Source organism: Bradyrhizobium sp. USDA 3256 (assembly GCF_054058275.1).
In genome coordinates this window covers 5723449-5749181 of record NZ_JBSSAE010000002.1, presented here as the reverse complement: position 1 = coordinate 5749181, position 25733 = coordinate 5723449, and the positions used below count along the sequence as shown (strand labels likewise).

The following is a 25733-nucleotide window of genomic DNA, read 5'->3' as shown; positions in this document are numbered from 1 at the left end:
ATCGCGATGACCGCCGCACGCGTCATCCTGCTCGCCTTCCTGCTGGGCTTCGTGTGCCCGGCATGGGCCGAGGTCGCGGTGCCTCCGCTCACCGGCCGCGTCGTCGACCAGACCGGGACACTGTCCTCCGGCGATGTCGCCTCGCTCACCGGCCGGCTGAAGGATCTGGAAGCCCGCAAGGGCAGCCAGATCGCGGTCCTGATCGTGCCGACCACGGGCGAAGAAACCATCGAGCAGTTCTCGATCCGCGTGGCCGAGGCCTGGAAGATCGGGCGCAAGAAGGTCGACGACGGTGCGCTCCTTGTCGTCGCCAAGAACGACCGGCACTTGCGCATCGAGGTCGGCTACGGCCTCGAAGGCGCGTTGAGCGATGCCGTCACCCACCGCATCATCGACGAAGACATCACGCCGAAATTCAAGGCCGGCGATTTCGCCGGCGGCATCTCGGCCGGCGTCGACCGGATGATCCGACTGATCAATGGCGAGCAATTGCCGGCGCCGGAGCCCGAGCATTGGCAAGGGCCGAACCTGGTCGACTTCGCCAATCCGGTGACGATCTTTATCGTCATCATCGTGGCCGGCGTGTTGCGCGGGATACTGGGACGGTTGTTGGGCTCGGTCGCGACCGGCGGTGTTGTCGGCGTCTTCACCTGGATGGTGGCCGGCTCGCTCGCCACGGCGCTGGTGGTCGGCCTGTTCGCCGCCGTCGCGGCGCTGATCTTCGGCGGATTGAACTTCGGCGGTCCGGCGGCAGGCTCGGGACCGTACCGGCGCGGCGGCGGTTATTCCGGCGGCTGGTCCGGCGGCGGGGGCTGGAGCAGCGGCTCGAGCTCGAGCGATAGCGGCGGTTTCAGCGGCGGAGGCGGCAGCTTCGGCGGCGGCGGCGCCTCGGGGAGCTGGTAGGCATGGGCATCAAGCGCATCGGCAAGCATCTGATCGAACACCGCTGGCGGGTGCGGCGTGATTTTCCGCCGCGCGTGCTCGACGCCATCGAGCGGGCGATCAAGGCCGGCGAGGCCACTCATTCCGGCCAGATCCGTTTCGTCGTCGAGGGCGCGCTCGACGGTGTGCCGCTGTTCCGCAATCAGCCTGCACGGGAGCGTGCGCTCGACGTGTTCTCGCATTTGCGGATCTGGGACACCGATCACAACAATGGCGTTCTGATCTATCTGTTGCTCGCCGACCGCGACGTCGAGATCGTCGCCGACCGCGGCATCGACGCGAAGGTCGGCCATGCCGGCTGGGAGGCGATCTGCCGCACGATGGAAACGGATTTCCGTTCCGGCCGCTTCGAGCAGGGCGTGATCAAGGGGATCGAGGCGGTGTCGCGGGAGCTGGCAGAGCATTTCCCGCCTCCGGCCGGCCCGAACGAGCTACCGGATAAGCCGGTGGTGATTTGAGGAGCTGGGTGTGCTCAGTGTCTTTTCACCCTCCCCTGGAGGGGGAGGGTCGCTGTGCATGCAGCGAAGCGGAATGCGCAGCGGGGTGGGGTGATCTCTCCACTCGGACGCCGCCCGTAACGAGAGACCTTCACCCCACCTCGGTTCGCATTGCGCTATTGCTTCATGCGAACCGATCCTCCCCCTCCAGGGGAGGATAAGGGAGAGCCTACGCCTTCACCGATGGCCGCGCGCCGACGCGGTTGAACCAGGCGACGATGTTGGCGTTCGACTGGTCCAGCGGCTGGCCGACCTGATTGCCGAAATCGAGCCAGCAATAGAGCAGCATGTCGGCGAGAGTGAAGCGCTTGCCGCAGATGTATTCGCGGCCGTCGGCCATCTGGTCGTTCAGCCACTTGATGCGGTTGGCGGCGATCATCTTCAGGCCGGGCGAGGCTTCGGGCGCGACGGGAATGCGTTTCTCGAAGAATTTCAGCGCTTCACCGAAGCGGTAGCCGTTGGCGAGCGGCTCGGCGATGTTGAGATCGACGCGGCGCGTCCACATCCGGCATTCCGCGCGCTCTTCCGGCGTGGTGCCGATCATCGCGGGCGAGGGGTGCTTCTCCTCGAGATATTCGCAGATCGCCGTGATCTCGGAGAGGTAGTTGCCGCAGTCGAGCTCGAGCGCCGGCATCTGGCCGTGCGGATTGCGCTTCAGGTGTTCCGTCTCGCGGTTCTCGCCCTTGCGCAGGTCGACGGTCTGCTTGGGTATCTCGATGCCCTTCTCCGCCATAAACATGCGCACGATGCGCGGATTGGGTCCGATCGAGTCGTAAAGCTTCATGATCCTCGCTCCCTGTTTCCTAGGCGTTGTTATTGCCGCTGTTGAACAGGCCGCGTGCGGATTTGTCAAATGTGAAGGTGTTCAGCCCTCAAAACGTCATTGCGAGGAGCGTTTGCGAGGAAGCGATCCATCCTTCCAGCTATGCAGAGCCATGGTGCTTCGCGGAGCCTGTCATCGGGCGCGCGTTCGCGCGACCCGTTGGCTCGCAATGACGAAGGAGGCGAAGCTCAATCGTCGAGCTTGTTGAGGTCGCGCACCGACTGCATGATCGGCTCGAAATTCGAGCGCGCATCGAGTGCATCGAACAGTTGCGCGGTGTCCTCGAGCAGGCCGTGCGAGCGCTGCAGCGCGATCCGGACATCGTCCTGCGGCGTGTCGGATAGCCGGCCATGACCCGACAGCAGGATCTTCGAGTTGAGGCCCTTCAGCCGCTCCAGCGACTGGATGTAGTCGGCGATCGAGCCGGAGCCGAACACACCGCCCATCACGCCGCCGGGCATCAGCGTGTCGGCGGCGAACAGCAGGCCCTTGTCTTGGTCGAACAGCGTGATGCAGGCCGAGGTGTGGCCGGGCGTGTACATCACATTGAGGCGGAAATTGCCGAGGTCGATCAGGTTGCCTTCCTCGAGCCAGATGTCGATATCGATCGGCACGTTCGGCTCGTTGAACATCTTGCGCAGCATCGAGAAATCGTCGCGCAGCATGATCTTGTTGGCGGCGAGCCGATGCGCGGCGATATAGGCGCTGCCGTGGAAATGATAGGCGGCGCCGATGTGGTCGAGATGCTCATGGCTCAGCACCACCATGTCGATCATCTCGGGCGTCACCCCGAGATGGTTGAGACAGGCGACGAGCGACGGATAATTGCTCGACAGTCCGACGTCGATCATGATGGTCCGCTTGCTGCCGCGCACCAGATAGGCGTTCGCCGCACGGTTCTTGAAGCGGATCTGATAGACGTCGTCGGCGGCCTGGATCAGCGTTGCGACCTCGGCGTCGAACAGCGTCTTGAACGGGCTTGGCTTGCGGTCGCTCATGGGGTTGCCGCCGTCCGGTAAGTGACCGCGTTGGACGCGCGCAGGCGCTTCGAGAGCGCATCCATCACCATCAGCGCAAACGCCGGCTGCTGGCTGACCAGATAGACGAAGCGGGCGTGGTTGATCCGCATCACCCGTGTTGCGGGCGCGGAGGCGATGGCGGTCGCCGAACGCGCCGAGCCGTCGATCACGGCCATCTCGCCGAAGAACTCGCCCTTGCCGAGGCTGACGATAACAGTCTTGTTTCCGCGATCGATCTTGGCGATGTCGACCTTGCCGTCGAGCACGACAAACAGCTCGCGGCCGGTCGAGCCTTCCTCAAAGATGACGTCATCGACACCAAATTCCTTGATGCATTTCTCGATCGTCATGGTGCTCTCCTGCCTTCTGGCTGGAAGATGACGGTATGTTAATCGGGAAAGCGCCGCGCGCAAACGGAAGCGACGCAGATTGCCGCAGGGCAGCATCGCCCAAATCCGGCCCGGAAAACTCCCTAAAATTTAGGTAATGGCGGAGCGGGGTAACCATTTCGCAAGCAATAAAAGTTACCGAATTGTCAACCTAGTCTGGAGACTTTGAACGTGAGTGAGCAGCAGAGCGAGCCGGTCAGCGGTCAAACCGGCGCCGAAACGGCGGCGAAGAGCGAGCCCGTGATGGCCGCGACCGGTGTCGAAGCTCCCCGGCTTGCGCCCGAGCAGGAAGAGACGTCGCCGAAGGCGGACGCGCCCCGGATGGACGCGCCGAAGGCCGAAGCCCCCAAGGTTGAGCCGTCCCGGCTGGATCCTGTGATCGAGGCCAAGATCGATGCCAAGATCGACGCCAAGGTCGAGCCGACCAATATGGACGTGCCTGAGGTCGAGACCGGCAAGCGGGAAGAGCCGCGCTTTCCGGGCAAGCTGATGATCATGGCGCCGGGTGACCGCACCTGGGACCATGAGGCGACGGCATCCAGGCCGGGCGCCGAACAGGCGGCCAAGGCGGCAGGCAAGCCGGCCGGCACGCGCCGGATCGGCGCGATGGCCGCGGTGATCGCGCTGGCGACCGTGGCCGGCGCCATCGGCGGTGCGCTCGCGACCGCGGGGCTCGGCCATCTTGCCGCCCCCGCCGCTGCTTCCGTCAGGGATGTGGCTGCCAAGGACGCCGCCGCCAACAATGAGGCGGCCGATGCCGCGCTCGCCCGGATCGAATCCGAGGTCGCCGCGCTGAAGGCCAGCGTCGAGCAGACCGCCAAGGCCGGCCAGGCCCAGTTCAGCAAGGCCAGCGACCGGATCGAGAAGGTCGAGAAGGCCCAGGCCGAGCCGATGGCCAAGCTCAACAAGCTCAGCGAGGCGGTCGACAAGCTCCGCGCTACGCCGCAGACGACCGTCGCCGCGGCGACGCCCGCCCGCGAGGTCACGGGCTCGATCACCCCGGCGACTGCCGCGGCGGCGCCGGCCGCCCCCAGGCCCGAGGTCGGCCGCCTGCCGGTGGTCGACGGCTGGTCGCTGCGCGACGTCGGCAATGGCGGCGCGCTGATCGAAGGCCGCGGCGGCATCTACGAGGTTTACGCCGGCGACCCCGTCCCGGGTCTCGGCCGCGTCGACGCCATCCGCAAGCAGGACGGCCGTTGGGTAGTCGTCACCAGCAAGGGCCTGATCGTTTCGCGCTGATCGGCGAAACACGACCATACCAAGGCGCTTCACCGCGATGTGAAGCGCCTTTTTTCTTGAATAGGGTTTGCCGCGCGGTGTTATTGGGGCATGAGCCGTGCGTTGAAATGCCTCCTGGTGATGTCCGTTCTGCTCTGCGGCGCCGCGCCTGCACGTGCCGCCGAGGATCGCGCGCTCGAGCGCGGCGCCGCGGTCATCGATCCCGCCATCCTGCGCGAGCTCGATCACGGCCGCTTCTACCTCGGCCGTATGCTCGCGCCGGTGCGTTCCGCCGACACGCCGCTGTCCAACCGTGATCTGTTCGGGCTCGCTGCAATGGCGCCGGTGCGCGAGGCGCTGGATCGCGAATTCGATCGCTATGTCGCAAAGCATAAGGCAAGCCTGCCGAACGAGAGCATTGGCGTCGGCGACGGCTTTGCGTTTCAGCTGTTCGATCGCGCGCTGCTTGAATCCCCCGACGTCCGCTTCGTTCTCGCAGGCATCGTCAACCGCATGGACCGTGCCTATGTGGCGCCGAAAGACTGCGGCGAGATCCGGTTGATCTATCGGCTGACCCGCACCGATGTGCCGCCGATCGGCGAGAACGCGGTGTCGCAGCGGCTGCCGATGACACTGAACCTCGTGCTGAAGGCGAGGGGTGACGGCAGTGACGCATCGCTCGGCTGCCGCGAAATCGCGCGGCGCTGGCTCGCGACCGGCAGTGCACCGCCGGTGATGGAGAAACTGCTCGGCAAGGATGGTCCGCTCGACCTGATCGATGCGCGCAACATCGATCGCATCGAGACCAATCTGCAGATCGCGCACGCGCCGAAATCCGCGGTGCGCGATTTCCGCACCGACTATCTGCTCAAAGTGTTCGATTATGACGGCGGGGCAAAGCGGCTTGCCGAAGCGCCGCTGGAGAACCAGATCGATCGCGACCGCATTTTGGCGGACGGAACACTGAGGCGCGACTTCAAGGCGTGGCTGCTCGATCCCAAGCATTTTGCCGAGCTCGATCGCGGCACCTTGCTGATCCCCGATCGCTTCCTCGCGACCGCAGCGGTCGCGCCAACGCCGACCGGTTTCGATGTCAGCGAGCTGGAGCCCGAGTTCGGCATGGTGCAGGGCGAGGGCACTGCCGGCAATGCGGTGTTCTCGGATGGTGACGTCGTCGGCGCCCTGCAGAAGGCTGCAGCCGACGGAACGAAGCTGCAAAACATCCAGTCGCTGGCCGGCTTCGAACGGCGCCTCAACGATGTCACCTGCGCGGGCTGCCACCAGACCCGTGGCATCGGCGGCTTCCATTTCCCCGGCGTCGACTGGATGGCGGCAAAGCCGTCGAACTCCACCGTGGTGCCGGCCTCGCCGCATTTCTTCGGTGACCAGCCTCGCCGCCGCGATATCCTTGCAAGCTTCCGCGACGGCAAGGCGCCGGACTTTTCGCGCGGCTTCTCCAACCGGCCGCAGCTGCGCGGCAGCACCGAGCTCGCCGGCACCGAATACAGCGACGGCTGGGGCGCGCACTGCTATCTGCCGGGCGCCAGGCCCGCCGAGAGCGACCGCAGCTTCCGCGGCTGGACCTGCGCCGAGGGCCTTGCCTGCCAGGTGGCCGGGAAGACTTCGCACATCGGCATGTGCTTCGTGAAGGGCCGGTGATTTCGGCCGGAACCGAAGCGGCTGCGCGTCATTATTCGATGCTACATTCCGCGTCGCGACCACGCCCCGAACAGCCCAGCCTTGAGCGGAGACCGGCCGATGAGTGCTCCCGAGGACGACAAGCAGCGCGACCGCGAGATTGCGGCCAACGAGGCCGAGCGTCAGGCGGTCAGCGCCGTCCGCGTCAGCACCTGGGCGATCGGGCTCGCGGTCGTCATCGGCATCATTGCGGTGGCCCTGGTCTGGGCCTGGATGAAGCGCTGAAGCGACGCTCGACGGAGATCGATCCGCTACGCCACCGCGCCTGACGCGCGCAGCTTCTGGATCGTGGCCTCGTCGTAGCCGGCCTGGCGCAGGATCTCGTCGGAATGCTCGCCGACCTCGGGCGGCTTGCGCGGCTGCACCTTCCTCGCGCCGTCGATGAAGATCGGGCTGTTGACGGTCAGCATGGTGTCGTTCTCGAACCGCACCAGCACCTCGTTCTCGATCATCTGCTTGTCGTTCGGGATGTCGTCGAGGATGCCGACGACGCCGAATACGAGACCATTGCCGTCGAGGATCTTGCGCCATTCGGCGAGGTCCTTGCCGGCGAACACCTCGTCGAAGATCTTGATTAGCTCGACCGAGCGCGCATGGCGGTCGGCCTTGGTGGCGAAGCGCGGATCGGCGATGAGGTCCTCGCGACCCATGCAGCGCGCCAGCGTCGGCCATTGCCGGTCTTCGTTGAGCAGCGACAGGATCAGCCAGCGGCCGTCCTTGCACTTGTAGTGGTTGGTGACCGCGTTCAGCGCCTCCTCGCGCGGCTTGCGCTTCTTGAACTTGGCGCCGGCGAGCTTGGCCTGCGCCAGCACGCCATTGGCCCAGACGCCGTTGGCCATGAGATTGGTCGAGACATGCGAGCCCTTGCCGGTCCTCTCGCGCTGGAACAGCGCGGTGACGATCGCGCCGTAGAACGCCATCGCGCAAGGGTGATCGCCCATGCCGGCGACGGAACGGGCCGGCGTGGTCTCCTCGTCGGCGCGCACCAGATCCATCAGGCCGGAGCGGGCCCAATAGGCGTTGGAGTCGAAGCCGGGCTTGTTGGCCTCTTCGCCCTTCTCGCCATAGCCGGTGAAGGAGGCGTAGATCAGCCTGTCGTTGAGATGGGCGAGATGGTCGTAGGTGATGCCGAGCTTCTGGCGCACCTGCGGCGGCATGTTTGTGATGAACACGTCGGCCTCGGCGACGAGCTTGTACAGCACCTGCTGCGCGTCAGGCTTGGTGAGGTCGAGCGCGAGGCTCTTCTTGTTGCGGGCCTCCAGCATCCACGCGAAATTGTGCTCGCTCGATGGATAGCCGGGCAGATTGGGCAGATTGCGGTAGGGGTCGCCGGCGCCGGGCGGCTCGATCTTGATGACGTCGGCGCCGAAGTCGGACAGCACGGTGGCGGCCGCGGGCGCCGCGATGAAGCTCGCGCAGTCCAGGACCTTGAGCCCGTCAAAAATGCCTTTTTCCATCGTGCCGTCGCTCCCGTGGCGCTTGTTGGTGTTTTTTCCGGTAGCTGGAATTATCGCAAAGCGATGATCCCGATCGGACCGCCATTTGACCCATCTGGGGGGCACGATGCAACGGCACTTTCTTACCCTCCCCTTTACCCTCCCCTGGAGGGGGAGGGTCGACGCGAATGAAATGAGCGGCGGGGTGGGGTGACGGTCTCTCCACTCGTGTGTTGCCCGTGCGGAGAGATCACCCCACCCCGACTCACATTTCGCTTCGCTCAATGCGAGTCGACCCTCCCCCTCCAGGGGAGGGTGCGCACTTTACTCCACCCCCGCCATCAGCGCCGCGTTGCCGCCCGCGGCGGCGGTGTTGATGGTGATCGTCTGCTCGCTGGCGAAGCGCGCGAGGTAATGCGGGCCGCCGGCCTTGGGGCCGGTGCCGGACAGGCCGTTGCCGCCGAACGGCTGCACGCCGACCACCGCGCCGATCATGTTGCGGTTGACATAGATATTGCCGACCTGGAGGCGGTCGATCACGTGCTCGATCGTGTCGTCGATGCGGGAATGGATGCCGAGCGTCAGCCCGAACCCGGTCGCCTCGATCGCGCTCAGCACCTCGCCGAGCTTGTCGGCGCGGTAGCGCACGACGTGCAGAATCGGCCCGAACACCTCTTCCTTCAGTTGCCCGGCCGCCGACAGCTCGAAGATGTGCGGCGCGACGAAATTGCCTGATGGCGCCTCGCCGGCGAGATGCACGCGCGCCTCTTGCTTCATCCGCACGATATGCGCATCGAGCCGCTGCTTGGCCTCGGCATCGATCACCGGTCCGATATGCGTCGACGGTTCGGAGGGATCGCCGATCTTCAATTCGCGCGCGGCGCCCGCGATCATCTCGATCATGCGGTCAGCGACGTCGTCCTGTACGAACAACAGCCGCAGCGCCGAGCAGCGCTGGCCGGCGGAGCGGAACGCCGAGGTCACGACATCGTCGGCGACCTGCTCCGGCAGCGCGGTGGCATCGACGATCATGGCATTGATGCCGCCGGTCTCGGCGATCAGCGGCACGATCGGGCCGTCCTTGGCGGCGAGCGTGCGGTTGATCGACCGCGCGACCTCGGTCGAGCCGGTGAAGACGACCCCGGCAATGGCGGTATGCGCCACCAGCACGGCGCCGACCGCGCCGTCGCCCTGGACCAGATGCAGCGCCGATGGCGGCACCCCGGCCTGATGCAGCAGCGCGACCGCTTCGGCCGCGATGCGCGGCGTCTGCTCGGCCGGCTTTGCGATCACCGCATTGCCCGCCATCAATGCCGCCGTCACCTGGCCGAGGAAGATCGCGAGCGGGAAATTCCACGGCGAGATCGCGACGAACGCTCCGCGGCCGTGCAGCTCCAGCACATTGCTTTCGCCGGTCGGGCCCGGCATCGTCTCGCCTTCGCCGAACAGCTTTTGCCCCAGCGCGGCATAGTAGCGGCAGAAGTCGATCGCCTCGCGCACTTCCGATAGCGCATCATCGAGCGTCTTGCCGCCCTCGCTTTGCAGCAGAGCGAGGAAATGGGCGCGGCGCTGTTCGAGCAGGTCCGCGGCCTTGTCCAGGATCGCCGCACGTTTTGTCGCCGGCGTGGCGTTCCAGGCCTTGAAGCCGCGGCGCGCCGCGGCAACGGCGGCATTCGCCTGCTCGGTTGTTGATGGGGTGACGGAAGGCGGGGCCTTCCGCTCGGCCGCGATCGCCGATGTCATCGTGTCGAGCGCTTTGCGCTCGCCGAACTCGATGCCGTGCGAATTCTCGCGCTGCGGCCGATAAAGCTCGGCCGGCAACGGAATCGCGGAATGCGACGCCTTGTCGTCGCGACCTACGATCTCGGCCGGGCGGCGCAGCAGGTCCACGATGGACACGCGATTGTCGGCGGCCAGCGCCACGAAGGACGAGTTGGCGCCGTTCTCGAGCAGCCGCCGCACCAGATAGGCGAGCAGGTCGCGGTGGCTGCCGACCGGCGCATAGGTGCGGTGAGCGATCTCGGGCCTGTCCTCGCCAAGCTGCGCGTAGAGCGCTTCACCCATGCCGTGCAGCCGCTGGAATTCGAAGCTTGAGGGATCGGCGGCGAGTTCGAGGATGGTCGCGACCGTCAGCGCGTTGTGGGTGGCGAATTGCGGAAACAGCCGCGGCCGCAGCGTCAGCAGCTTGCGCGCGCAGGCGACGTAGTTCAGGTCGGTCATCGCCTTGCGGGTGAACACCGGATAGCCGTCGAGCCCGCGCTCCTGCGCGCGCTTGATCTCGGTGTCCCAATAGGCGCCCTTGACCAGGCGCACCATCATCCTGCGGTCGAGGGCGCGCGTGAGCGCATCGACATAGTCGATGACGTCGGCGGCGCGCTTCTGATAGGCCTGGATTGCGAGGCCAAAGCCGCCCCAGCCGGCCAGCGAGGGGTCGGCGAACGCGGCGGCGATGACGTCGAGCGACAGCTCCAGCCGGTCGGCCTCCTCGGCATCGACGGTGAAGTTGAGGTCGAACGCCTTGGCGCGGCGCGCGAGATCGATCAGCTGCGGCACCAGCTCGGTCATCACCCGCGCGTGGCTCACCGCCTCGAAGCGCGGATGCAGCGCGGATAGCTTGACGGAGATGCCGGGCCGGTCGGGCAGGGGCTGATCGCCGGCCGCCTTGCCGATCGCATCGATGGCGCGGGCGTAGGATTCGAAATAGCGATGGGCATCGTCGGCGGTGCGCGCACCTTCGCCCAGCATGTCGAACGAATAACGCGAGCCGCGCGCGGTGTGCGCTTGCGCGCGCGACAGCGCCGCCTCGATGGTCTCGCCGAGCACGAAATGGCTGCCCATCAGCCGCATCGCCTGTCGCGTCGCGGCGCGCACCGCCGGCGCACCGAGTCGCTTGGTCAGCCGCCCGATCGTGCCCTGCGGCGTCTCGCCGGGCTGGATCACGCGCGCCGACATGCCGAGCGCCCAGGCCGAGGCGTTGACCAGGAACGCGCTCGATCTGGTCTCGTGGTTGACGAAGTCGCCCTGGCCGAGCTTGTCCTCGATGAACTGGTCGGCGGTGCGCGCGTCGGGTACCCGCAGCAGCGCCTCCGCCAGCACCATCAGCGCCAGCCCTTCCTTGGTCGACAGCGCGAACTCCCGCAGCATGTCCTCGACCCCGCCGAGCGGATCGTCATTGGCCCGGATCGCCTCGATCAGGCGCGTCGCGGTGCGGTCGATCCGTGCCTCCGCCTCCGCGCCGAGCGTTGCATCCTGGCGCAGGCGGGCGGCGATGACGGCGTCGTCGGGCGCGTAGGGCGCGCTGAACGGGGGCGGGGGCGGCAACGGGTCTGGCATGGCGGTTCCTTGAGATTGTGTGGGAACACGTACGCGCTAGCGAACCGTAGTTCGATAGACAAATTAGCAGATTTGCCTTAGAAAATAAGGACCAATTAGAGAATTACCGCAGATATGACAGAGATCGACAAGACTGACCGCAAAATCCTCTCGATCCTGCAAGGGGATGGCCGGATTGCCAATGTGGAACTGGCGGAACGGATCGGCCTGTCGCCGACCTCGGTCGGCGAACGGCTGAAGCGGCTGCAGCGCGACGGCTTCGTCGAGGGCTATGGCGCGCGGCTCAATCCGCACCGGCTTGGCCTCGGTCTCTTGGTGTTCGTCGAGGTGCTGCTCGACAAGACCACGCCCGATGTATTCGAGAAGTTCGCCAAGGCGGTGCAGACCGCGCCGGAAGTGCTGGAGTGTCATATGGTGGCCGGCGGCTTCGACTATCTGGTCAAGGCGCGGGTCGCCAACATGACCGCCTATCGCAGGTTTCTCGGCGAGACCCTGCTGGCGCTGCCGGGCGTGCGCGAGACGCGAACCTACGCGGTGATGGAGGAAGTCAAGCGCGACGCGCCGCTGCCGGTCGGCTGATATGCCCCGATCCATGCGCCGGATGTCTTGGCATCGCGACACGCCCGCGATAATCCTTTGGTCGAGTTGGGGCAGTGGTTCATGAAAGATGCTGATCAGCCGATACGAATGAAGCGGGCCGGATTTGCCGGCGCGCTTGCTGTGCTCATGCTGTCGTTGCCATCGGCCATGCCGGTCCGCGCGGCCGAGCTCAGTTCCGGCATCATGCAGCTCTACACCTCGGTCTCGATCTATCCGCCGTCGGCGACGGGGATGACCGTCTGTTACGGCTTCGTCTGCCGGCGTCGCGAGATGCTCGACTTCAGCGCAGCCGACCGGGCGGCCCTGGCCAGGATCATGGCCACGGGCCGTGCCAATGCCGCCGCCGAACGCGCGGCCGTGCAAAAGGCCGTGATCTGGTTCGACCGGCGCATGGGGCCGATCCTCGGCACCGACAAGCGCGTGGCGAAAGCGGATTTCCGCGCCAACGACGACAAGCACAATTATGATTGCTGGGACACGACGCGGAACACGACCAGCCTGATGCTGGTGATGCAGGCGTGGAACCTGTTCAAGTTTCATGACGTCGGGGATCCCCACTACCGCGGATTTTCGTTGGCGCAAACGCCGCACAACACCGCCGTTCTCGTCGAGCGCGCGACCAAGGTGGAATGGGCTGTCGATCTCTGGCCCCGCGGCTATCTGCAACCGCCTGATGTCATGACCGTCGCCAAATGGGTGACGGAAGATTGAACGGCTGAGCGTCGCAGCTGCGCGTTCCGCGCTGTTCCGTCCTTATTGATCGCAGGATAGCGGTCCGCGTGACGCTGGGAACCGAATGCCAAGATTCGAACAATAGCTTCGAACGATATGGTTCCAAAAAATACGTTCAGCGCCGATCACCATAAGAACCAAGTGACGCGTTAACACCGGCAGCATTCGGTCAACCCGAGGCTACCACATGCGTTCACGTTCGATCTGCATTGATGCCGCCAGCGGCGGCGTTCGTTTCCCACTGCTGCTGGCGATTGCGCTGCTGCTTTGGCCTGCGCTTGCCGGCCCGGCCCGCGCAGGTGATGTCGAGGATTGCGGCGGGCCGCCGACGGACAAGGCCGAGGCGGCCTGCTCGGGCATCATCAACGATACCGCACGCTCCACGGAGGACCGTACCAAAGCCTTCACCGGCCGCTCGCGATTTGACATCGCGCGCGGCAAGATCGATCAGGCCCTCAGCGATGCCGATGCCGCGGTGCAGCTGAATGGACAATTCGTGCCGGCGCTGATCGCGCGCGGCTATGTCCAGCAACGCAAGGGCAGCCTGGATCAGGCCCGCGCCGATTTCGATCGCGCGATCGAACTCGAACCGAAGAACCCGTTCGGCTTCCTGGCGCGCGGCAATCTGCGCGCCGACCAGCACGCCTGGAGCGATGCGATCTCGGATTACGGCCAGGCGATCACGTTGCGGCAGGATCTCCCCGCGGCGCATGTCGGGCGTGCGCGGGCCTATGTCGAAACCGGACAGCCCGATTTGGCGCTGGCCGACGCCAACACCGCGATTGCCGTCAACGCCGGCACGCCGAATGCATTCTACTGGCGCGGTCAGGCCTATCGCCGCAAGGGCGACATGGATAAAGCGATCGAGGATTTCTCGCGCGCGATCGCGCAGGCGCCGCAGGCCGAGCGCAACGCCTATTTCGCCCGTGCCCAGCTCTACAGCGCCAAGGGCGACTATGTCAGGGCCATTGGCGACTTCGACCGGCTCTTGACAATGCTTCCCGACAACAAGGAGATCCAGCAGCAGCGTCAGCAGGCGCTGGCGATGCAGGCCGAACTGGCCAAGGCAGGCGGCGGCACGCCGCCGCATGCCGCGCCGACACCGGCGACGCCAGCTCCAGGCGCGACGGCGCCGCGAACCGCCGCACAGGCGCCGGCGGCGGGTAACCAGCAGGTCGAGCAGGCCAAGCAGCTCGTCGCACAGGGCAACTATGCGGGCGCCGTTGCCAATCTCACCCAGGTGCTGGGCGGCGATCCCCGCAACGAGGCTGCGCTGCGCCTGCGTGCACTGGCCTATTCAAAGCTCGGCCGGTCGGCGGACGCGCGCAACGATCTCAATGCCCTGCTCAAGCTCAAGCCGGACGATCCGCAGCTGCTGGCGTCCCGCGCGCTCAATGCCGCCGGCATACGGCGGTTCGATGAAGCGATGGCCGACGCCGGCCGTGCCATCACGCTCGATCAGAACAATTCGTTGGCCTATCTGGCGCGCGGCCTCGTCAAGGCCGGCACCGGCAAGGTGCAGGACGCGCTCGCCGACTACGATCATTCGATCTCGCTCAATCCCAAGGAGACGCTCGCTTTCACCGAGCGTGGGCTCGCTCATATCGGCCTCAACCAGCTCGACAAGGCGCTCCTGGATTTCGATCAGGCCCTGGCGCTGGTGCCGACCAATCTGATCGCCAAATCGTGGCGCGGCCTCGCGTTGATGCTCAAGGGCCGCGCAGATGAGGGACTGGTCGATATCGACGCTGTGCTGGAGCGAAGCCCGAACAATCCGACGGCACAGCTCGGCCGCGGGCTCGCGATGCTGACTTCCTCCCAGTACGACCGCGCCATCGCCGCCTTCGACCAGATCATCACGCGGGCGCCCAACGATGCCTTCCCGCATGTGCTGCGCGCGCGGGCCTATCTCGGGCTGAAGAAGCCGGATAACGCGATGAAGGATCTCAACTTCATCCTCTCTGCGCGGCCCGATTATCAGCCGGCGCTGACACTGCGCGGCATCACCTGGTCGGCGTTGCGCAACTACGACAAGGCGGTCGAGGATCTTGACCGGGCGATTGCGCAGAAGGAGACGGTTGAGGGCCTGTTCGCCCGCGCCAAGGCGCATGAGGCGCTCAACCATGCCGACAAGGCGACCGAGGACTTCCGCAAGGCAACGCGGCTCACGCCGTCAAGCGTGTTCGACGTGCTGGCGCAGGCCGAGTCGAAGCGCAAGGTCCAGGAGCTGTCGAAGAGGGTGCCGTGCGGCAACGGCCAGAGCGGCACGTGCCTGTGATGCTGCAACGCGCAGCCGCGCGCTTCCCGGCGCAAAAGGTAGTCGTCGGCGCGCGAGCGGTGGCCGCCGAAATAGTTCAACGCCGTGGCGCGCGGGCAGCGTGCCCGCCCCGCCGAACGTCACGTTGTCTGGTGTGTGGATCGGCCCCCACTCCCGGATGGCGTCCGAGAGTGCGCCGCCGGATCTGGCGCTGTGACGCTAGACCTTGAGGTTTTCGGCTGACGTCTTGCCGCGATTTGCAATCTCTTCGTATTCAACCGACTGACCTTCGTTGAGGGTCTGAAGGCCAGCCTTCTGAACTGCTGAAATATGCACGAAAATGTCCTTGCCGCCCGTTGCGGGCTGGATGAATCCATAACCCTTGGTCGGGTTGAACCACTTCACTGTACCTTTGGGCATTCCAGTCGTCTCCGCGGAATCAATCGAAAACAGACCAGTCGGTCCCCGCAAAAACCGGCTTGTCCGCAACGACAGGATAGCAGTTTGAAAAAAGCTGGGTAGATCAAACGACGGTGTGTTTTTGGCCGGAAACAACCCGCTTTGCGGGGGTTTTACGTCGGATTGCCCGTTTCGTGGTCAATTGATGCGCTGCAAAAACGGATCGGTTCCAGTGTACCGAACTGGATCGATCGTCCCGCGCGCTGCCTTTTCGGCCGGCGCGCGGGGATCGACCGGCCGCGTCTTAATAGGTCGCGGAGAGGTATTCGACGATCTTGCCGACGTCGGCTTCGTCGATCGGCGCACCGTAGACCTTGATCATCTTGGTCACCTCGGCCTGCCAGAAATCCTTCTTGAACTTCTCGCCCTGCGGCTGGGTCTTGATGTAGTCGGCCGAGTGGCAGGCCGTGCAGTTGTTTTGCACCACGTCGAGGTTGGGACCCGGCTTGAAGGCCGCGATCTCCTCGGGGACCGTGTAGTTCACGGGCGCGGCGATGGCGGCGCAGATCGACAGCGCGGCGATCGCGGCGAGGGATGGAAGCAGCTTGCTGGTCATGATGCTTCTCCTCACGCTGCGGTGACGCGCACGGTTTCGACGACGTTGCGCAGATAGCCGGCCGGATTCCACAACGGATCCATCGGCTGGGTGTCGCCGGCATTGTTGGTGGCGCGCACCTTCAGCTCTGCGGGACCGGCTGCGAGTTTCACCGGCAACTTCCATTCGCGGAAGGCGTATTTGCCGAGGTCCTTGCCGAGCTTGGCCGGCGTCCAGCTCTTGCCGCCGTCGGTCGAGACCATCACCTCCTTGATGCCTTTACCGCCGTCGAAGGCGATGCCGCGCAGCATGCTGCGGCCGGCCTTCAGCTTGGCACCGTCGGCAACGCTGGTGATGAACGAGCGCACCGTGAAGCGATTGATCGGGATCGTGGCCTTCGGTGCGGTGCCGGGCTCGACCGCATTGTTCGGCGTATCCGGTATCCGGTAGGCGGACTTCATCCAGAAGCCCTCGAACACGTTGTCGATCACGGTGATCTCGTTGAGGTGCTTCACCCAATAGGTGCCGTAATAGCCGGGCACCACGAGGCGGAGCGGGAAGCCGTTGAGGAACGGCAGGTCCTCGCCGTTCATGCCCCAGGCCAGCATCACCTCGCCGTCGCGGGCGTGATCAACGTCGAGCGCCTTGACGAAATCCGGCGTCTTGTCGCTGACCGGACCGTCCATGCCGTTGAAGGTGACCTGCCTGGCGCCGGCTTGCACGCCGGCCATGTCGAGCACGGCCTTCAGCGGCACGCCATGCCAGCGCGCGCAGCCCATCGCGCCGTTGCCGAGCTGGCCGCCGGCGACGCGCGGACTGAAGAAGCCGCGGCTGTTGCCGGAGCACTGGTTGACGGCAACGATCTCGGTTGCCTTCAGCTTCCTGATGTCCTTCAGCGACAGCTTCAGCGGCTTGTCGACCTTGCCCTTGATCTCCAGCGTGAACTTGTCCGGATCGAGATTGTAAGGGAGGTCGGCGAGATGATAGCGGACAAAGAACGCATTGTTCGGCGTGATCGGGCCGTCGTTGAAGATCGCAAACGGCGTTTCCAGCTGCGGCGGACGGGCGGTCAGGCCGATCATCGGGCGCTTTTGCGGGTAGCGCACGAGCGGCCGCTCGCCGTTGCCGAAGGGCAGCGTCACGGTGTCGAGGGCGAATGCGCCCCTTGATCCCAGCCCCGTCACCAAAGCGGCCAATCCGGCGCGCTTCATCAAGTCTCGTCGATCGAGCATTCCGCTTCCTCCGAAGCTGTTCTGTCGTGAGCCGGTCATCACCGGGCCCAGATTGCCTTGCGCGCCTTCGCATCATGGAATGCGCGCGGTCCAAATGTCGCACCTGACAACCGCGAGTCAATTGAGCTTTCGCAGCGTTGCGTCGCAACAACGAAAAGCCCCGGTCGCGTGGACGACCGGGGCGTTTCCATCCAAGTAGAAGGTTCGATCAGTAGCAGACGTTCACGGTGCGATAGCGATAGCCGTAGGGCGTCAGCACCAGGCGGGTGGCGTAGCAGCCGGAGTCGACGAAGCCGACGGCAACGCCCGGGCCGCCCCAGAAGTGATGGTGATGCGGATGCCAGAAGAACGGCTTGGCGGAAGCTGCGGTCGGCGCCAGCGCGGCGGCACCGAGGGTTGCGGCAGTGGCGAGAGCGAGCGTGACTTTGCGAAACATGGTCTTCTCCTTCGGATGCGCGTTGAGCTCTGTCGCGGCGCGGTTGCAGTGTTACCCATCGCCAGTCAGTCGCATCCGGCACCGGGCACGTTCGAGCATCTCTGCTGAACGCACCGTCGGATGTGCGGCAGGTCACATTGGGCTAAAGCGGAGATGAACCGGTCAGGCCGCGACGGCACGCCGGTCGTCGACCAGCGTCGACAGGAGCTGCGTCTTTTCGACCGTGCGCACGGTCATCGGCTCGTTGCGGCCGCGGATCGCGACCTCCTGCGCCGGCAGGGCGTCGTCGGCTAGCCCGGCGGTGACGCGCACCTCGTCCGAGATGATCGCCTCGCAGGCCAGCGCCTTGGTCATGTCCTGCAGCCGTGCCGCGACGTTGACGGCATCGCCGAGCGCGGTGAACACCATGTGGTCGCGATAGCCGATATCGCCGACGATCACCTCGCCGCCATGGATGCCGATGCCGAAGCGGATCGGCTCGCGCAGATCGTGGCTCAGGAACTGGTTCAGCTCGTCGATATGGGTTGCGATCAGCGCCGCCGCGCGCAACGCCTGGCGGCAGGCCACCTGCCGGTCGGTGGCGAGCCCGAACAGCGCCAGCATGCCGTCGCCGATGAACTGGTTGGGCCGCCCGCCGGCCTCCAGCACCGCCTGCGACACCGCGCCGAGGAAGCGGTTGACGATGAACACCGTGTCGAACGGCAGCCGCTTCTCGGCAAGCTGCGTCGAGCCGCGCATGTCGACGAACATGCTGACCAGATAGCGCTCCTGGCCGACCCGTGCCGGATTGGCGGCGTGCGCGTTGGCCGACGTCGTGCTCGGCAGGAACAGCTGGAAGAAGTTCAGGTCGGCGGTGGGCCGCAACTGGCAGGCCAGCCGGATCGACGGATCGTCATTGCCGACCCGGTGCAGCACGAAGGCTTCGCGCGGCGAGGGCTCGGGCAAGCCGGCGTGATCGCCGATGATGCGGATGCGGCAGGTCGAGCAGCGTGCGCGGCCGCCGCAGACGCTCGCATGCGGCACGTTGTAGCGCAGGCTTGCTTCCAGCACGCTCAATCCCTTCGGTACCCGCAGCGTCCGACCGTTGCCGTAGGACAGCGCGATCATGCCGCCGCGGCGCTCCAGCAGGGCCCGCGCGCCGCGCGCCAGCAGCACGAGGCCGAGCAGGCCGAGATAGCCGATGGTCAGGCCGTCGGTGATCTTCTCGAGCGTGGTCCCCTGCGCCGCGGTGCCGAGCTTCTGCACCGACAGCTCCTCGCGCCGCCAGTCGGGATCTTGATAATCCGCGATCGTAGCGCGGCCGCCCTGGTAGATACCGAGCATCGCCAGGGTCGGGATCAGCACGGCTCCGGCGAGCAGGAACGGCGCGGCGCGCTTGAAGAACGGACGCAGCCGCAGCCAGAAATAAAGGCCGATGCAGCCATGCACCCAGGCGATCACCAGCACCGCCAGCATCTGCCACAGCCGGTTCGGCGAGGCGATGAAGAAGGTGTACAGCTCCTGGGGGTAGAGCTTCTCTTGCCCGTACAGGGTCTGGCCGAGCCGTACGCCGACAACGTGCGCAACGATCAGCATCGGGATGCTGAGGCCGAGCGTGAGCTGCAGCGGCTCGATCGCCTTCCAGTGGAACTCGCGGCGCTGATAGAGCGCCCAGATGCCGAGCCCGGTATGCACCAGGCAGGCGATGTAGAACACGATCGCGACCGGCAGGAACTGCCAGAACTCGGTGTGGTAGTAGACCCCGATCGCCAGCGCCTGCGTCGAGATATTGCCGAGCGCATGGTTGAGGAAATGGCTGATCAGGTAGGCGAACATGATCGCCCCCGTGACGATGCGGACCTGCCGCAGGCCGATACCGCGGGCCATGTCCTGCAAGTGCTCGCGCGAGGGGGAGGCCATGTGATTCATGATCGGCAAGTCTAGTGGTTAATTCCCGCGCTGAACACCACCGCGGGTCCGCACGAGCCGTGAGGGCAGGCCGCGCGGCACGTTGACACTCCGTTAAGAGTCGAACAAAAAGCGCGCCGTGACGATAGCCCAAACCGAACCTGGAGCCGATAACAACAGCGTTAAGCCGGCCCGTTCGCGCGCGCCGGATTGGCGGGGCGTCATCGCCGTGATCGTTGCCATGACCGCGATGCGGCTGGTCTACGCCCATGCGCTCGATCTGCGCACCGACGAGGCCTATTACTGGACCTGGTCGAAGGAAAATGTGCTGTCCTTCCTCGACCATCCGCCGATGGTCGCCTGGTTCATCCGCTTCGGGACCGCGATCCTCGGCGATACCAATCTCGGCGTCCGCCTCGGCGGCATCGTGGCGATGCTGGCCACCCAGCTCCTGCTCGCCGACATCGTCCGGCGCGTGACGGCCAACAACATCCGCGCGGTGATGCTGGCGCTGCTGCTGCCGGAGGCGGCGCTGTATTACGGCCTCTTGATGGCCAAGGTCGCGCCCGATACGGCGCTGATACCGTTTTCGGTGGCGATGCTGTGGTCACTGGTCCGGCTTGCGCAAAGTGGTGACGGACGCTGGTGGCTCGCGGCGGGTCTGTTTGCCGGACTGGCGCTGCTGTCGAAATTCACCGCGATCATGTTCGCGCCGGCGGTGCTCGCCTTTGCGCTGGTGCCGGACTGGCGCTGGCGCTGGTTGCGCAGCCCGTATCCGTACTTCGCCGCGTTGATCGCGATCGTCGTGTTCGCGCCGGTGCTGATCTGGAATGCCGAGCATGACTGGGCCTCGTTCCGCTTCCAGGCGGTGCGCGCCACCGCAGAGCGTGCCTTCACGCTGCGCACCGTCGGCGAGTTCATCGGCATGCAGTTCGGCCTGGTCGGCTTCGTGCTGCTGCCGGTGACGCTGTTCGGCACCGCGCTGACGGCATGGCGCGGCTACCGCAAGCGAGAGCCGGTCGCGATCCTGCTGGCGACCGCGGTGCTGGTGCCGTTCATCTACTTCCTCTGGAAGTCCTTGACGCTGCGGGTCGGCGACACCTGGCCGATGTTCCTGTGGCCGGCTGGCTTCGCGGCGGTTGCCATCAACGTCACGCGGATGCCGTTCGAGGGCTGGTCGGTCGGGCTCGTCAAATCGACGGTCTATTGGGCGCGGACCGCGATCACATCAGGCGTCGTGTTCGTCGTCTGCGTCTTCCTCTATTACATGTTCGCGCCGTGGAATCTGATCGGGCGCACCGATCCGATCAGCACCGAGGCAGGCTACGATGTGGTGGCCGCGCGCACGCTGGCGCAGGTTGAGGCGACCGGCGCGACCTGGGTCGCGACAACAGATTATCGCACCTATGCGATGCTGCGCTGGTTGCTGCGCGGGAAGGTGACGGTCATCGAAATCAACGAGCGGGGCCGCTTCCAGGGCTTTGCCGATCCCGGCATGAGCAAGATCCGCGATCACGCCGGCATTTATGTCGGGCGCGAGCCCGAGAACAATCTGCCGCTGTGGCGCGAGACATCAGCGGTGCGCCAGCCGCTGGAGCGCGTGACGCGCAGCTGGCGCGGCATGGCGATGGACACCTATGCGCTGGAGAAGATCAGCGGCTGGACCCCCGATCTGTCGCCGCCGCCGGACACCACTTTCTTCCGCTGGCGGGTGCTGGCCGCCTCCTTCTCCCCGCTTGCGGGGACGAGACGATCAGAGCTCGCTCTGCGAAGGTCGGGATGAGGGGGAGTCTCCGCGGGGACGGCGAGAATTGGTCTCGCGGAGACTCCCCTTCACCCGGAATTTGCGCTTCGCGAAAATTCCGGCCTCTCCCTGCAAGCGGGGCGAGGCAAGCACCTCATTCCTCTTCCTCGCGCTTGCGGATCAGGTCCTTCGCGAGATCAGTCAGCGCCGGGCGCGGCAGGGCGTTGAAGGGAAGCGGGCGGGTGACGTCGATCGCGGCGAGGCCGAGCCGGGCGGTCAACAGGCCGTTGAGCATGCCTTCGCCGAGGCGTTGTGACAGCTTTGCCGCGATGCCGTGACCGAGCATCTGCTGGATCAGGCTGTCGCTGGCGGCCATGCCGCCGGTGATGGCGAGGTGCGCGATGACGTGGCGCAGCAGGCGGATCATGCCGAGCGCGCCGGGCCGGCCGCCATAGAGCCGCGCCAGTTGGCGGATCATCCGCAGGCTCGCCACGAACACGAACAGCACGTCGAACAGCGCGCGCGGGCTGACCGCGGTCACGACCGAGACGCGTTGCGCCGCCTTCGACACCAGCCGCCGCGCTTCCTCGTCGAGCGGCGTCATTAATTCACGTTCGGCGAGTCGGATCATATCGGCGCCGTCGATGATGTCGTTGGTGTGACTCTGCAGCGCGCTGCGGGCGCGGGCGAGCTGCGGGGTCTGGTGCGCGAGCTTGAGCAAATCGGCAACGATCGCGCGGCTTGCGGCCCGGTCGTCGCTGATCAGCACCTCGGCGGCGCGCAGATGTAGCTTCTCGATCGTCGCAAGCCTCGCCAGGCCGACGAGTTCGCGCGTGGTCACGACCGCGAGCGCCACCGCGGCGATGACGGCGAGCGCGAGCCCGAGGAAGCCGAGGCCTTCATTGCGCGCGAACAGGTCCTCGACCAGATTGATGACGCCAAGCCCGGTGCCGAGCACCACGAGGCCCGCGACCGCGCTCCAGAACAGCGTGCCCCAACGGAAGCCGCGGCGCGCCGGCGCCAGCGGCGTATCAACCGGCACCGGGAGCTGCGCGGGCTCGGCCTCGGGCACGATCTGGATCGTGCCGCGGGTGAGGCGGCCGCCGTCGTCCGGATCCATCACGACCACGCCGGGATCGTCGAGCTTGAACGTCGCCGGCCGCCGCGGGGGCGTCTTCTCGTTCATTGCAGTTTGTCTCCGATCAGGAACTGGAGGGCGCGGTCAAGGCGGATGTGAGGCAGCGCCGGCTCTGCATCGCCGTTTCGTTCCAGCTTTGGCGGACGGAAGCGCAGGAAGCGGTAGTCCGCGGCCTCTGTGTCCGAGCTTGAGAGACCGCGGAAACCGCCGTTCAACAGCTCCTCCGGATTGTCGGGCAGGTCGCCCGGAAAGGTCGCAACTTCCGTCTCGCCGTCAAGCGGCTCGCCATTGGCGACCTCGCCCGGCGCCGGCGTGCCGAGGATCGACGGCAGCCGGTCGCGCCCGCGCTGGACCTGCGCCTCGCGCGTGGCGCGCACCGCGGCGAGCGCGACGACGTCGATGTCGGCGCCGGCATATTCGGCGCGCTCGGCGGCCTTGGCCACGATCCGCCGCAGCACGGCCTCCAGCCGGTCGTGGCTCTGGTGGTGCAGATGGTCGGCCTTGGTAGCCGCGAACAGGATGCGGTCGATGCGCGGCCGGAACAGCGCGCTCAGGATCGTGCTGCGGCCGATCCGGAAGCAGTCGAGAATGCCGGCGAGCGCGGCCTCGAGATCGTGCAGCGCCTCGGGGCCGGCATTGAATGCGGCGAGCGCATCGGCCAGCACGATCTGGCGGTCGAGCCGCGCGAAATGGTCGCGGAAAAACGGCCGCACCACGACGTCCTTGTAGGCTTCAAAGCGCCGCCGCATCATGGCCCACAGCGAGCCGTCACCCGCGCTGCCGTCTGCAGGCACGTCGAGCGGCGCAAAGGTGAGCGCCGGTGTGTCGGCGAGATTGCCAGGCATCAGGAAGCGGCCGGGCGGCAACAGGCTCATCGCGAAGCGCTCGTCGCGGCAGGCGCGCAGATAGTCGGTGAATAGCCTTGCTTCGGTCAGCGCGGCCTGCTCGTCCTCCTTGCCCTCTGGCTTCAGCGTCGCGAGATGCGCATGCCAGGGCGCCGCGAGTTTTGCGCGCAGCGGCTCGCGCGACAGCGCAAGGCTCTCCGCCGACCACTGCTCGTAGCTCTTGTTGAGCAGCGGCAGATCGAGCAGCCACTCGCCGGGATAGTCGACGATATCGAGGGTCAGCGTGCGGTCCGCGCCATTTTGCCGCTGATACTCGATCACGAGACGGAGTTCGGAGATGTCGGTGGTCGAGCTCGGCCAGCGCCGCTCCTCGACCAATGTACGGACATGGTTCTCGTAGGCGAAGCGCGGCACCGCATCGTCGGGCTGCGGGGCGAGATAGGCGCGCGCGATCCGCCCCGAGGCATAGGCCTCGAACACCGGGAAGCGGCCGCCGCGGGTCAGGCCGTGCACCAGCGCGGTGATGAACACGGTCTTGCCGGCGCGCGATAGGCCGGTGACGCCGAGCCGCACCGTCGGGTTGAAGAACCCCTCGCCATAGTCGAGCAGTGCCCGCGCCGAGAGACGGGCTTCCTCGACGATATCAGTGAAGCTGGGGGGCATGGAGGGTTAACGAAAACCCGGCAGGAGGGACCAAAAGGGGCGGGCGATCACCCGCAAGGTGGCGATTATCGGGCCAAAATCAAGCTTCACATTTCCGGCGCCTTTGCAGGCGAGGGGATTGTGGGGGGCACGGGAATTGAACGCGTCACACCGCCCGCGCTCCCCATCGTCCATCGGCCTACGGGAAAGCCTGCATGACGGTCTTCCGCCTGAAGCAACTTGCCTCGACCTCGATCCACGCGGCCGGCGCCGCGCTGTGGAACTACGACCGTGCCGAACTGATCGCCGACGGCGTCGTTCATCTCGTCGGCGTCGCTTTCGGGCTGGTGGCCGCCACCGCGCTGATCGTGCTGACCGCGGTCTATGCCGGTCCGTTCGACATCGCCGTGGTGTCGGTCTATGTCGCCGGCCTGCTCGCGATGCTGGTGCTGTCGGCGACCTATAATCTCTGGCCGGTGTCGCGCGCCAAATGGGTGCTGCGGCGCTTCGATCACTCTGCGATCTATCTGCTGATCGCCGCGACCTATACGCCGTTCATCGTGGAACTGAAGGACAGCACCTTCGCGATCGCGCTGCTGGTCGGGGTGTGGTGCGTGGCGATCGTCGGGATCTGGCTGAAGCTGCGCTATCCGGGCCGCTTCGACCGGCTCTCGGTCGGGCTTTATCTCGCGATGGGCTGGAGCGGCATCATGCTCTACGACCGCGTCGTGAAGGCGCTGCCGGCGATGGCGCTCGGCTTCGTGCTGGCCGGCGGCATCCTCTACAGCCTGGGCGTGATCTTCCACTCCTGGCGGCGGCTGCGCTTCCAGAACGCGATCTGGCACTGCTTCGTGCTGCTCGGGGCCGCCTGCCACTACACGGCCGTGTTCGACGTCGTGCTGGCGAGCTGAGCGGTCCGCCGGCGTTACGCACAGGGCCGGGCCGGCCTCGCGAAAAGATCATGCATCGGCAAAAGATGGGATATCATGATCCCTCTGTTTGAACATGAGACCGGCTTTCCGGATCATGCGCTAAAATCAAGATATCGGGAGGATGGCCATGCAGGTGGCAGGTAAGGTTGTGGTGGTCACCGGCGGTGGCAATGGCATAGGCAAGGCGCTGTGCGAGGCATTCCATGCCGCGGGCGCGTCGAAGGTCGTGGTCGTCGACCTCGATCATGGCGCGGCCGAGAAGGTCGCGGCAACGGTCGGCGGTGCCGCCTTCAAATGCGACGTCGGGCAGGAGAAGAACATTCTGCATGTGATCGACGAGACCGAGCGCATGTTCGGCCCGATCGCGCTGTTCTGCTCCAACGCCGGCATCGGCGGCGGCTTCGACCCATTGTCCAAAAATGCCGGCGGTACCTCGGACGAGCCGTGGTCGCGGAGCTGGGCGATCCATGTGATGGCGCATGTCTATGCGGCGCGGCATCTGGTGCCGCGCATGAAGGCGCGCGGCGGCGGCTATTTCCTCAACACGATCTCGGCCGCGGGCCTCTTGTCGCAGGTCGGCAGCCCGGCCTATTCGACCACCAAGCACGCCGCGGTCGGCTTTGCGGAAAATCTCGCGATCTCGCACCGCGCCGACAACATCAAGGTCTCGATCCTCTGCCCGCAGGGCGTCGACACCAACATGCTGCGCTCGATCCCGAAGGGCCCGCAGTCCGGCGACGGCGATCTTTCCGCCGAGCAGGTCGCGCAGGATGCACTCAAGGGCATCGAGCAGGAGACCTTCCTGATCCTGCCGCATCCGCAGGTGCTCGGCTACATGCGCAAGAAGACCGAGAATTACGACCGCTGGATCGGCGGCATGGCCAAGATTCAGGCCAAGATGCGGGAAGCGCACGGGAAGTGAGACCTGTAGCCCGGATG

At 65.9% G+C, this 25733-nt stretch carries 23 protein-coding genes; 11 read left to right on the top strand and 12 right to left on the bottom strand.

Features of this window, described 5'->3' with window-relative positions; translation table 11 throughout:
• The first annotated feature begins 6 nt into the window (after positions 1 to 6).
• Positions 7 to 903 carry a TPM domain-containing protein gene (locus tag ACVWY5_RS29120; protein ID WP_028334936.1) on the top strand — a complete coding sequence of 299 codons (897 nt, stop codon included), beginning with the start codon at positions 7 to 9 and terminating at the stop codon, positions 901 to 903.
• 2 nt (positions 904 to 905) lie between these two features.
• A complete protein-coding gene (locus ACVWY5_RS29115) occupies positions 906 to 1400 on the top strand; it encodes a TPM domain-containing protein (protein WP_028334937.1) in 495 nt (164 codons plus the stop codon).
• A gap of 208 nt (positions 1401 to 1608) precedes the next feature.
• Here the strand turns inward: ACVWY5_RS29115 and ACVWY5_RS29110 are convergent, their stop codons facing one another.
• From ACVWY5_RS29110 to ACVWY5_RS29100, 3 genes are all read right to left on the bottom strand, one after another.
• Positions 1609 to 2223 (bottom strand): glutathione S-transferase family protein, encoded by a 615-nt coding sequence (locus tag ACVWY5_RS29110; protein ID WP_028334938.1) that lies wholly within the window; start codon positions 2221 to 2223, stop codon positions 1609 to 1611.
• Between the two features lie 227 nt (positions 2224 to 2450).
• The gene (locus ACVWY5_RS29105) at positions 2451 to 3260 is read right to left on the bottom strand and encodes an MBL fold metallo-hydrolase (RefSeq protein WP_028334939.1); all 810 of its coding nucleotides are present in this window, start codon (positions 3258 to 3260) and stop codon (positions 2451 to 2453) included.
• Positions 3257 to 3631, bottom strand: coding sequence for a Crp/Fnr family transcriptional regulator (locus ACVWY5_RS29100; RefSeq protein WP_018273297.1), 375 nt, complete (start codon positions 3629 to 3631; stop codon positions 3257 to 3259). The genes ACVWY5_RS29105 and ACVWY5_RS29100 overlap by 4 nt, the downstream gene beginning before the upstream one ends.
• A 204-nt stretch (positions 3632 to 3835) precedes the next feature.
• Here ACVWY5_RS29100 and ACVWY5_RS29095 point away from each other — a divergent pair, with 204 nt between their 5' ends.
• From ACVWY5_RS29095 to ACVWY5_RS29085, 3 genes are all read left to right on the top strand, one after another.
• Positions 3836 to 4909, top strand: coding sequence for a hypothetical protein (locus tag ACVWY5_RS29095; protein WP_028334940.1), 1074 nt, complete (start codon positions 3836 to 3838; stop codon positions 4907 to 4909).
• A 90-nt stretch (positions 4910 to 4999) separates the two neighbouring features.
• Positions 5000 to 6547, top strand: coding sequence for a hypothetical protein (locus ACVWY5_RS29090; protein ID WP_028334941.1), 1548 nt, complete (start codon positions 5000 to 5002; stop codon positions 6545 to 6547).
• A gap of 99 nt (positions 6548 to 6646) precedes the next feature.
• A complete protein-coding gene (locus ACVWY5_RS29085) occupies positions 6647 to 6811 on the top strand; it encodes a hypothetical protein (protein WP_283089552.1) in 165 nt (54 codons plus the stop codon).
• 26 nt (positions 6812 to 6837) lie between these two features.
• Here ACVWY5_RS29085 and ACVWY5_RS29080 read toward each other — a convergent pair whose 3' ends face one another.
• A complete protein-coding gene (locus ACVWY5_RS29080; RefSeq protein ID WP_028334942.1) occupies positions 6838 to 8043 on the bottom strand; it encodes a CaiB/BaiF CoA transferase family protein in 1206 nt (401 codons plus the stop codon).
• A 303-nt stretch (positions 8044 to 8346) separates the two neighbouring features.
• A complete protein-coding gene (gene putA, locus ACVWY5_RS29075) occupies positions 8347 to 11355 on the bottom strand; it encodes a bifunctional proline dehydrogenase/L-glutamate gamma-semialdehyde dehydrogenase PutA (protein ID WP_028334943.1) in 3009 nt (1002 codons plus the stop codon).
• Between the two features lie 114 nt (positions 11356 to 11469).
• Between putA and ACVWY5_RS29070 the strand changes: the two genes are divergently transcribed.
• The 3 genes from ACVWY5_RS29070 (at position 11470) to ACVWY5_RS29060 (ending at position 14965) form a co-directional block, all read left to right on the top strand.
• Positions 11470 to 11934: an Lrp/AsnC ligand binding domain-containing protein gene (locus ACVWY5_RS29070; protein ID WP_024583796.1), complete on the top strand. Its 465-nt coding sequence runs from the start codon at positions 11470 to 11472 to the stop codon at positions 11932 to 11934.
• A 108-nt stretch (positions 11935 to 12042) separates the two neighbouring features.
• Positions 12043 to 12666, top strand: a complete 624-nt coding sequence (locus tag ACVWY5_RS29065) for a hypothetical protein (protein ID WP_028334944.1) — start codon at positions 12043 to 12045, stop codon at positions 12664 to 12666.
• 208 nt (positions 12667 to 12874) lie between these two features.
• Positions 12875 to 14965 (top strand): tetratricopeptide repeat protein, encoded by a 2091-nt coding sequence (locus ACVWY5_RS29060; protein ID WP_028334945.1) that lies wholly within the window; start codon positions 12875 to 12877, stop codon positions 14963 to 14965.
• A 198-nt stretch (positions 14966 to 15163) separates the two neighbouring features.
• On the opposite strand, the gene ACVWY5_RS29055 is transcribed toward ACVWY5_RS29060, so the two are convergent.
• The 5 genes from ACVWY5_RS29055 to ACVWY5_RS29035 all read right to left on the bottom strand — a co-directional run bounded on the left by ACVWY5_RS29055 (position 15164) and on the right by ACVWY5_RS29035 (position 19514).
• Positions 15164 to 15364 carry a cold-shock protein gene (locus tag ACVWY5_RS29055; RefSeq protein WP_016842427.1) on the bottom strand — a complete coding sequence of 67 codons (201 nt, stop codon included), beginning with the start codon at positions 15362 to 15364 and terminating at the stop codon, positions 15164 to 15166.
• Between the two features lie 283 nt (positions 15365 to 15647).
• On the bottom strand, positions 15648 to 15959 hold the full coding sequence (gene sorB, locus ACVWY5_RS29050) for a SorB family sulfite dehydrogenase c-type cytochrome subunit (RefSeq protein ID WP_028334946.1): 312 nt from the start codon (positions 15957 to 15959) through the stop codon (positions 15648 to 15650).
• Between the two features lie 11 nt (positions 15960 to 15970).
• Positions 15971 to 17170: a SorA family sulfite dehydrogenase catalytic subunit gene (sorA, locus tag ACVWY5_RS29045; RefSeq protein WP_028334947.1), complete on the bottom strand. Its 1200-nt coding sequence runs from the start codon at positions 17168 to 17170 to the stop codon at positions 15971 to 15973.
• Between the two features lie 208 nt (positions 17171 to 17378).
• The gene (locus tag ACVWY5_RS29040; protein WP_028334948.1) at positions 17379 to 17606 is read right to left on the bottom strand and encodes a hypothetical protein; all 228 of its coding nucleotides are present in this window, start codon (positions 17604 to 17606) and stop codon (positions 17379 to 17381) included.
• Positions 17607 to 17768: 162 nt separating this feature from the next.
• Positions 17769 to 19514 (bottom strand): adenylate/guanylate cyclase domain-containing protein, encoded by a 1746-nt coding sequence (locus ACVWY5_RS29035; RefSeq protein WP_456671724.1) that lies wholly within the window; start codon positions 19512 to 19514, stop codon positions 17769 to 17771.
• 220 nt (positions 19515 to 19734) lie between these two features.
• Here ACVWY5_RS29035 and ACVWY5_RS29030 point away from each other — a divergent pair, with 220 nt between their 5' ends.
• On the top strand, positions 19735 to 21276 hold the full coding sequence (locus tag ACVWY5_RS29030; protein WP_051376196.1) for a glycosyltransferase family 39 protein: 1542 nt from the start codon (positions 19735 to 19737) through the stop codon (positions 21274 to 21276).
• A gap of 115 nt (positions 21277 to 21391) precedes the next feature.
• Here the strand turns inward: ACVWY5_RS29030 and ACVWY5_RS29025 are convergent, their stop codons facing one another.
• Both ACVWY5_RS29025 and ACVWY5_RS29020 read right to left on the bottom strand, forming a co-directional pair.
• Positions 21392 to 22423 (bottom strand): YcjF family protein, encoded by a 1032-nt coding sequence (locus ACVWY5_RS29025; RefSeq protein WP_028334951.1) that lies wholly within the window; start codon positions 22421 to 22423, stop codon positions 21392 to 21394.
• On the bottom strand, positions 22420 to 23883 hold the full coding sequence (locus ACVWY5_RS29020) for a YcjX family GTP-binding protein (RefSeq protein WP_028334952.1): 1464 nt from the start codon (positions 23881 to 23883) through the stop codon (positions 22420 to 22422). The genes ACVWY5_RS29025 and ACVWY5_RS29020 overlap by 4 nt, the downstream gene beginning before the upstream one ends.
• Before the next feature lie 194 nt (positions 23884 to 24077).
• Here ACVWY5_RS29020 and trhA point away from each other — a divergent pair, with 194 nt between their 5' ends.
• Entirely contained in the window at positions 24078 to 24773 is a 696-nt protein-coding gene (gene trhA, locus ACVWY5_RS29015; RefSeq protein ID WP_028334953.1) for a PAQR family membrane homeostasis protein TrhA, read from the top strand.
• 148 nt (positions 24774 to 24921) lie between these two features.
• A complete protein-coding gene (locus ACVWY5_RS29010; RefSeq protein WP_028334954.1) occupies positions 24922 to 25716 on the top strand; it encodes an SDR family oxidoreductase in 795 nt (264 codons plus the stop codon).
• The last annotated feature ends 17 nt before the right edge of the window (positions 25717 to 25733 follow it).

Excerpts from the sequence above, each read along its gene's own strand:
- ACVWY5_RS29040 (WP_028334948.1), bottom strand. The coding sequence starts at position 17,606 with ATGTTTCGCAAAGTCACGCTCGCTCTCGCCACTGCCGCAACCCTCGGT.
- ACVWY5_RS29025 (WP_028334951.1), bottom strand. The coding sequence starts at position 22,423 with ATGAACGAGAAGACGCCCCCGCGGCGGCCGGCGACGTTCAAGCTCGAC.
- putA (WP_028334943.1), bottom strand. The coding sequence starts at position 11,355 with ATGCCAGACCCGTTGCCGCCCCCGCCCCCGTTCAGCGCGCCCTACGCG.
- ACVWY5_RS29055 (WP_016842427.1), bottom strand. The coding sequence starts at position 15,364 with ATGCCCAAAGGTACAGTGAAGTGGTTCAACCCGACCAAGGGTTATGGA.
- ACVWY5_RS29070 (WP_024583796.1), top strand. The coding sequence starts at position 11,470 with ATGACAGAGATCGACAAGACTGACCGCAAAATCCTCTCGATCCTGCAA.
- ACVWY5_RS29115 (WP_028334937.1), top strand. The coding sequence starts at position 906 with ATGGGCATCAAGCGCATCGGCAAGCATCTGATCGAACACCGCTGGCGG.
- ACVWY5_RS29060 (WP_028334945.1), top strand. The coding sequence starts at position 12,875 with ATGCGTTCACGTTCGATCTGCATTGATGCCGCCAGCGGCGGCGTTCGT.
- sorB (WP_028334946.1), bottom strand. The coding sequence starts at position 15,959 with ATGACCAGCAAGCTGCTTCCATCCCTCGCCGCGATCGCCGCGCTGTCG.
- ACVWY5_RS29010 (WP_028334954.1), top strand. The coding sequence starts at position 24,922 with ATGCAGGTGGCAGGTAAGGTTGTGGTGGTCACCGGCGGTGGCAATGGC.
- ACVWY5_RS29080 (WP_028334942.1), bottom strand. The coding sequence starts at position 8,043 with ATGGAAAAAGGCATTTTTGACGGGCTCAAGGTCCTGGACTGCGCGAGC.
- trhA (WP_028334953.1), top strand. The coding sequence starts at position 24,078 with ATGACGGTCTTCCGCCTGAAGCAACTTGCCTCGACCTCGATCCACGCG.
- ACVWY5_RS29105 (WP_028334939.1), bottom strand. The coding sequence starts at position 3,260 with ATGAGCGACCGCAAGCCAAGCCCGTTCAAGACGCTGTTCGACGCCGAG.
- ACVWY5_RS29110 (WP_028334938.1), bottom strand. The coding sequence starts at position 2,223 with ATGAAGCTTTACGACTCGATCGGACCCAATCCGCGCATCGTGCGCATG.
- ACVWY5_RS29120 (WP_028334936.1), top strand. The coding sequence starts at position 7 with ATGACCGCCGCACGCGTCATCCTGCTCGCCTTCCTGCTGGGCTTCGTG.
- sorA (WP_028334947.1), bottom strand. The coding sequence starts at position 17,170 with ATGCTCGATCGACGAGACTTGATGAAGCGCGCCGGATTGGCCGCTTTG.
- ACVWY5_RS29020 (WP_028334952.1), bottom strand. The coding sequence starts at position 23,883 with ATGCCCCCCAGCTTCACTGATATCGTCGAGGAAGCCCGTCTCTCGGCG.
- ACVWY5_RS29030 (WP_051376196.1), top strand. The coding sequence starts at position 19,735 with ATGACCGCGATGCGGCTGGTCTACGCCCATGCGCTCGATCTGCGCACC.
- ACVWY5_RS29085 (WP_283089552.1), top strand. The coding sequence starts at position 6,647 with ATGAGTGCTCCCGAGGACGACAAGCAGCGCGACCGCGAGATTGCGGCC.
- ACVWY5_RS29090 (WP_028334941.1), top strand. The coding sequence starts at position 5,000 with ATGAGCCGTGCGTTGAAATGCCTCCTGGTGATGTCCGTTCTGCTCTGC.
- ACVWY5_RS29035 (WP_456671724.1), bottom strand. The coding sequence starts at position 19,514 with ATGAATCACATGGCCTCCCCCTCGCGCGAGCACTTGCAGGACATGGCC.
- ACVWY5_RS29065 (WP_028334944.1), top strand. The coding sequence starts at position 12,043 with ATGAAGCGGGCCGGATTTGCCGGCGCGCTTGCTGTGCTCATGCTGTCG.
- ACVWY5_RS29100 (WP_018273297.1), bottom strand. The coding sequence starts at position 3,631 with ATGACGATCGAGAAATGCATCAAGGAATTTGGTGTCGATGACGTCATC.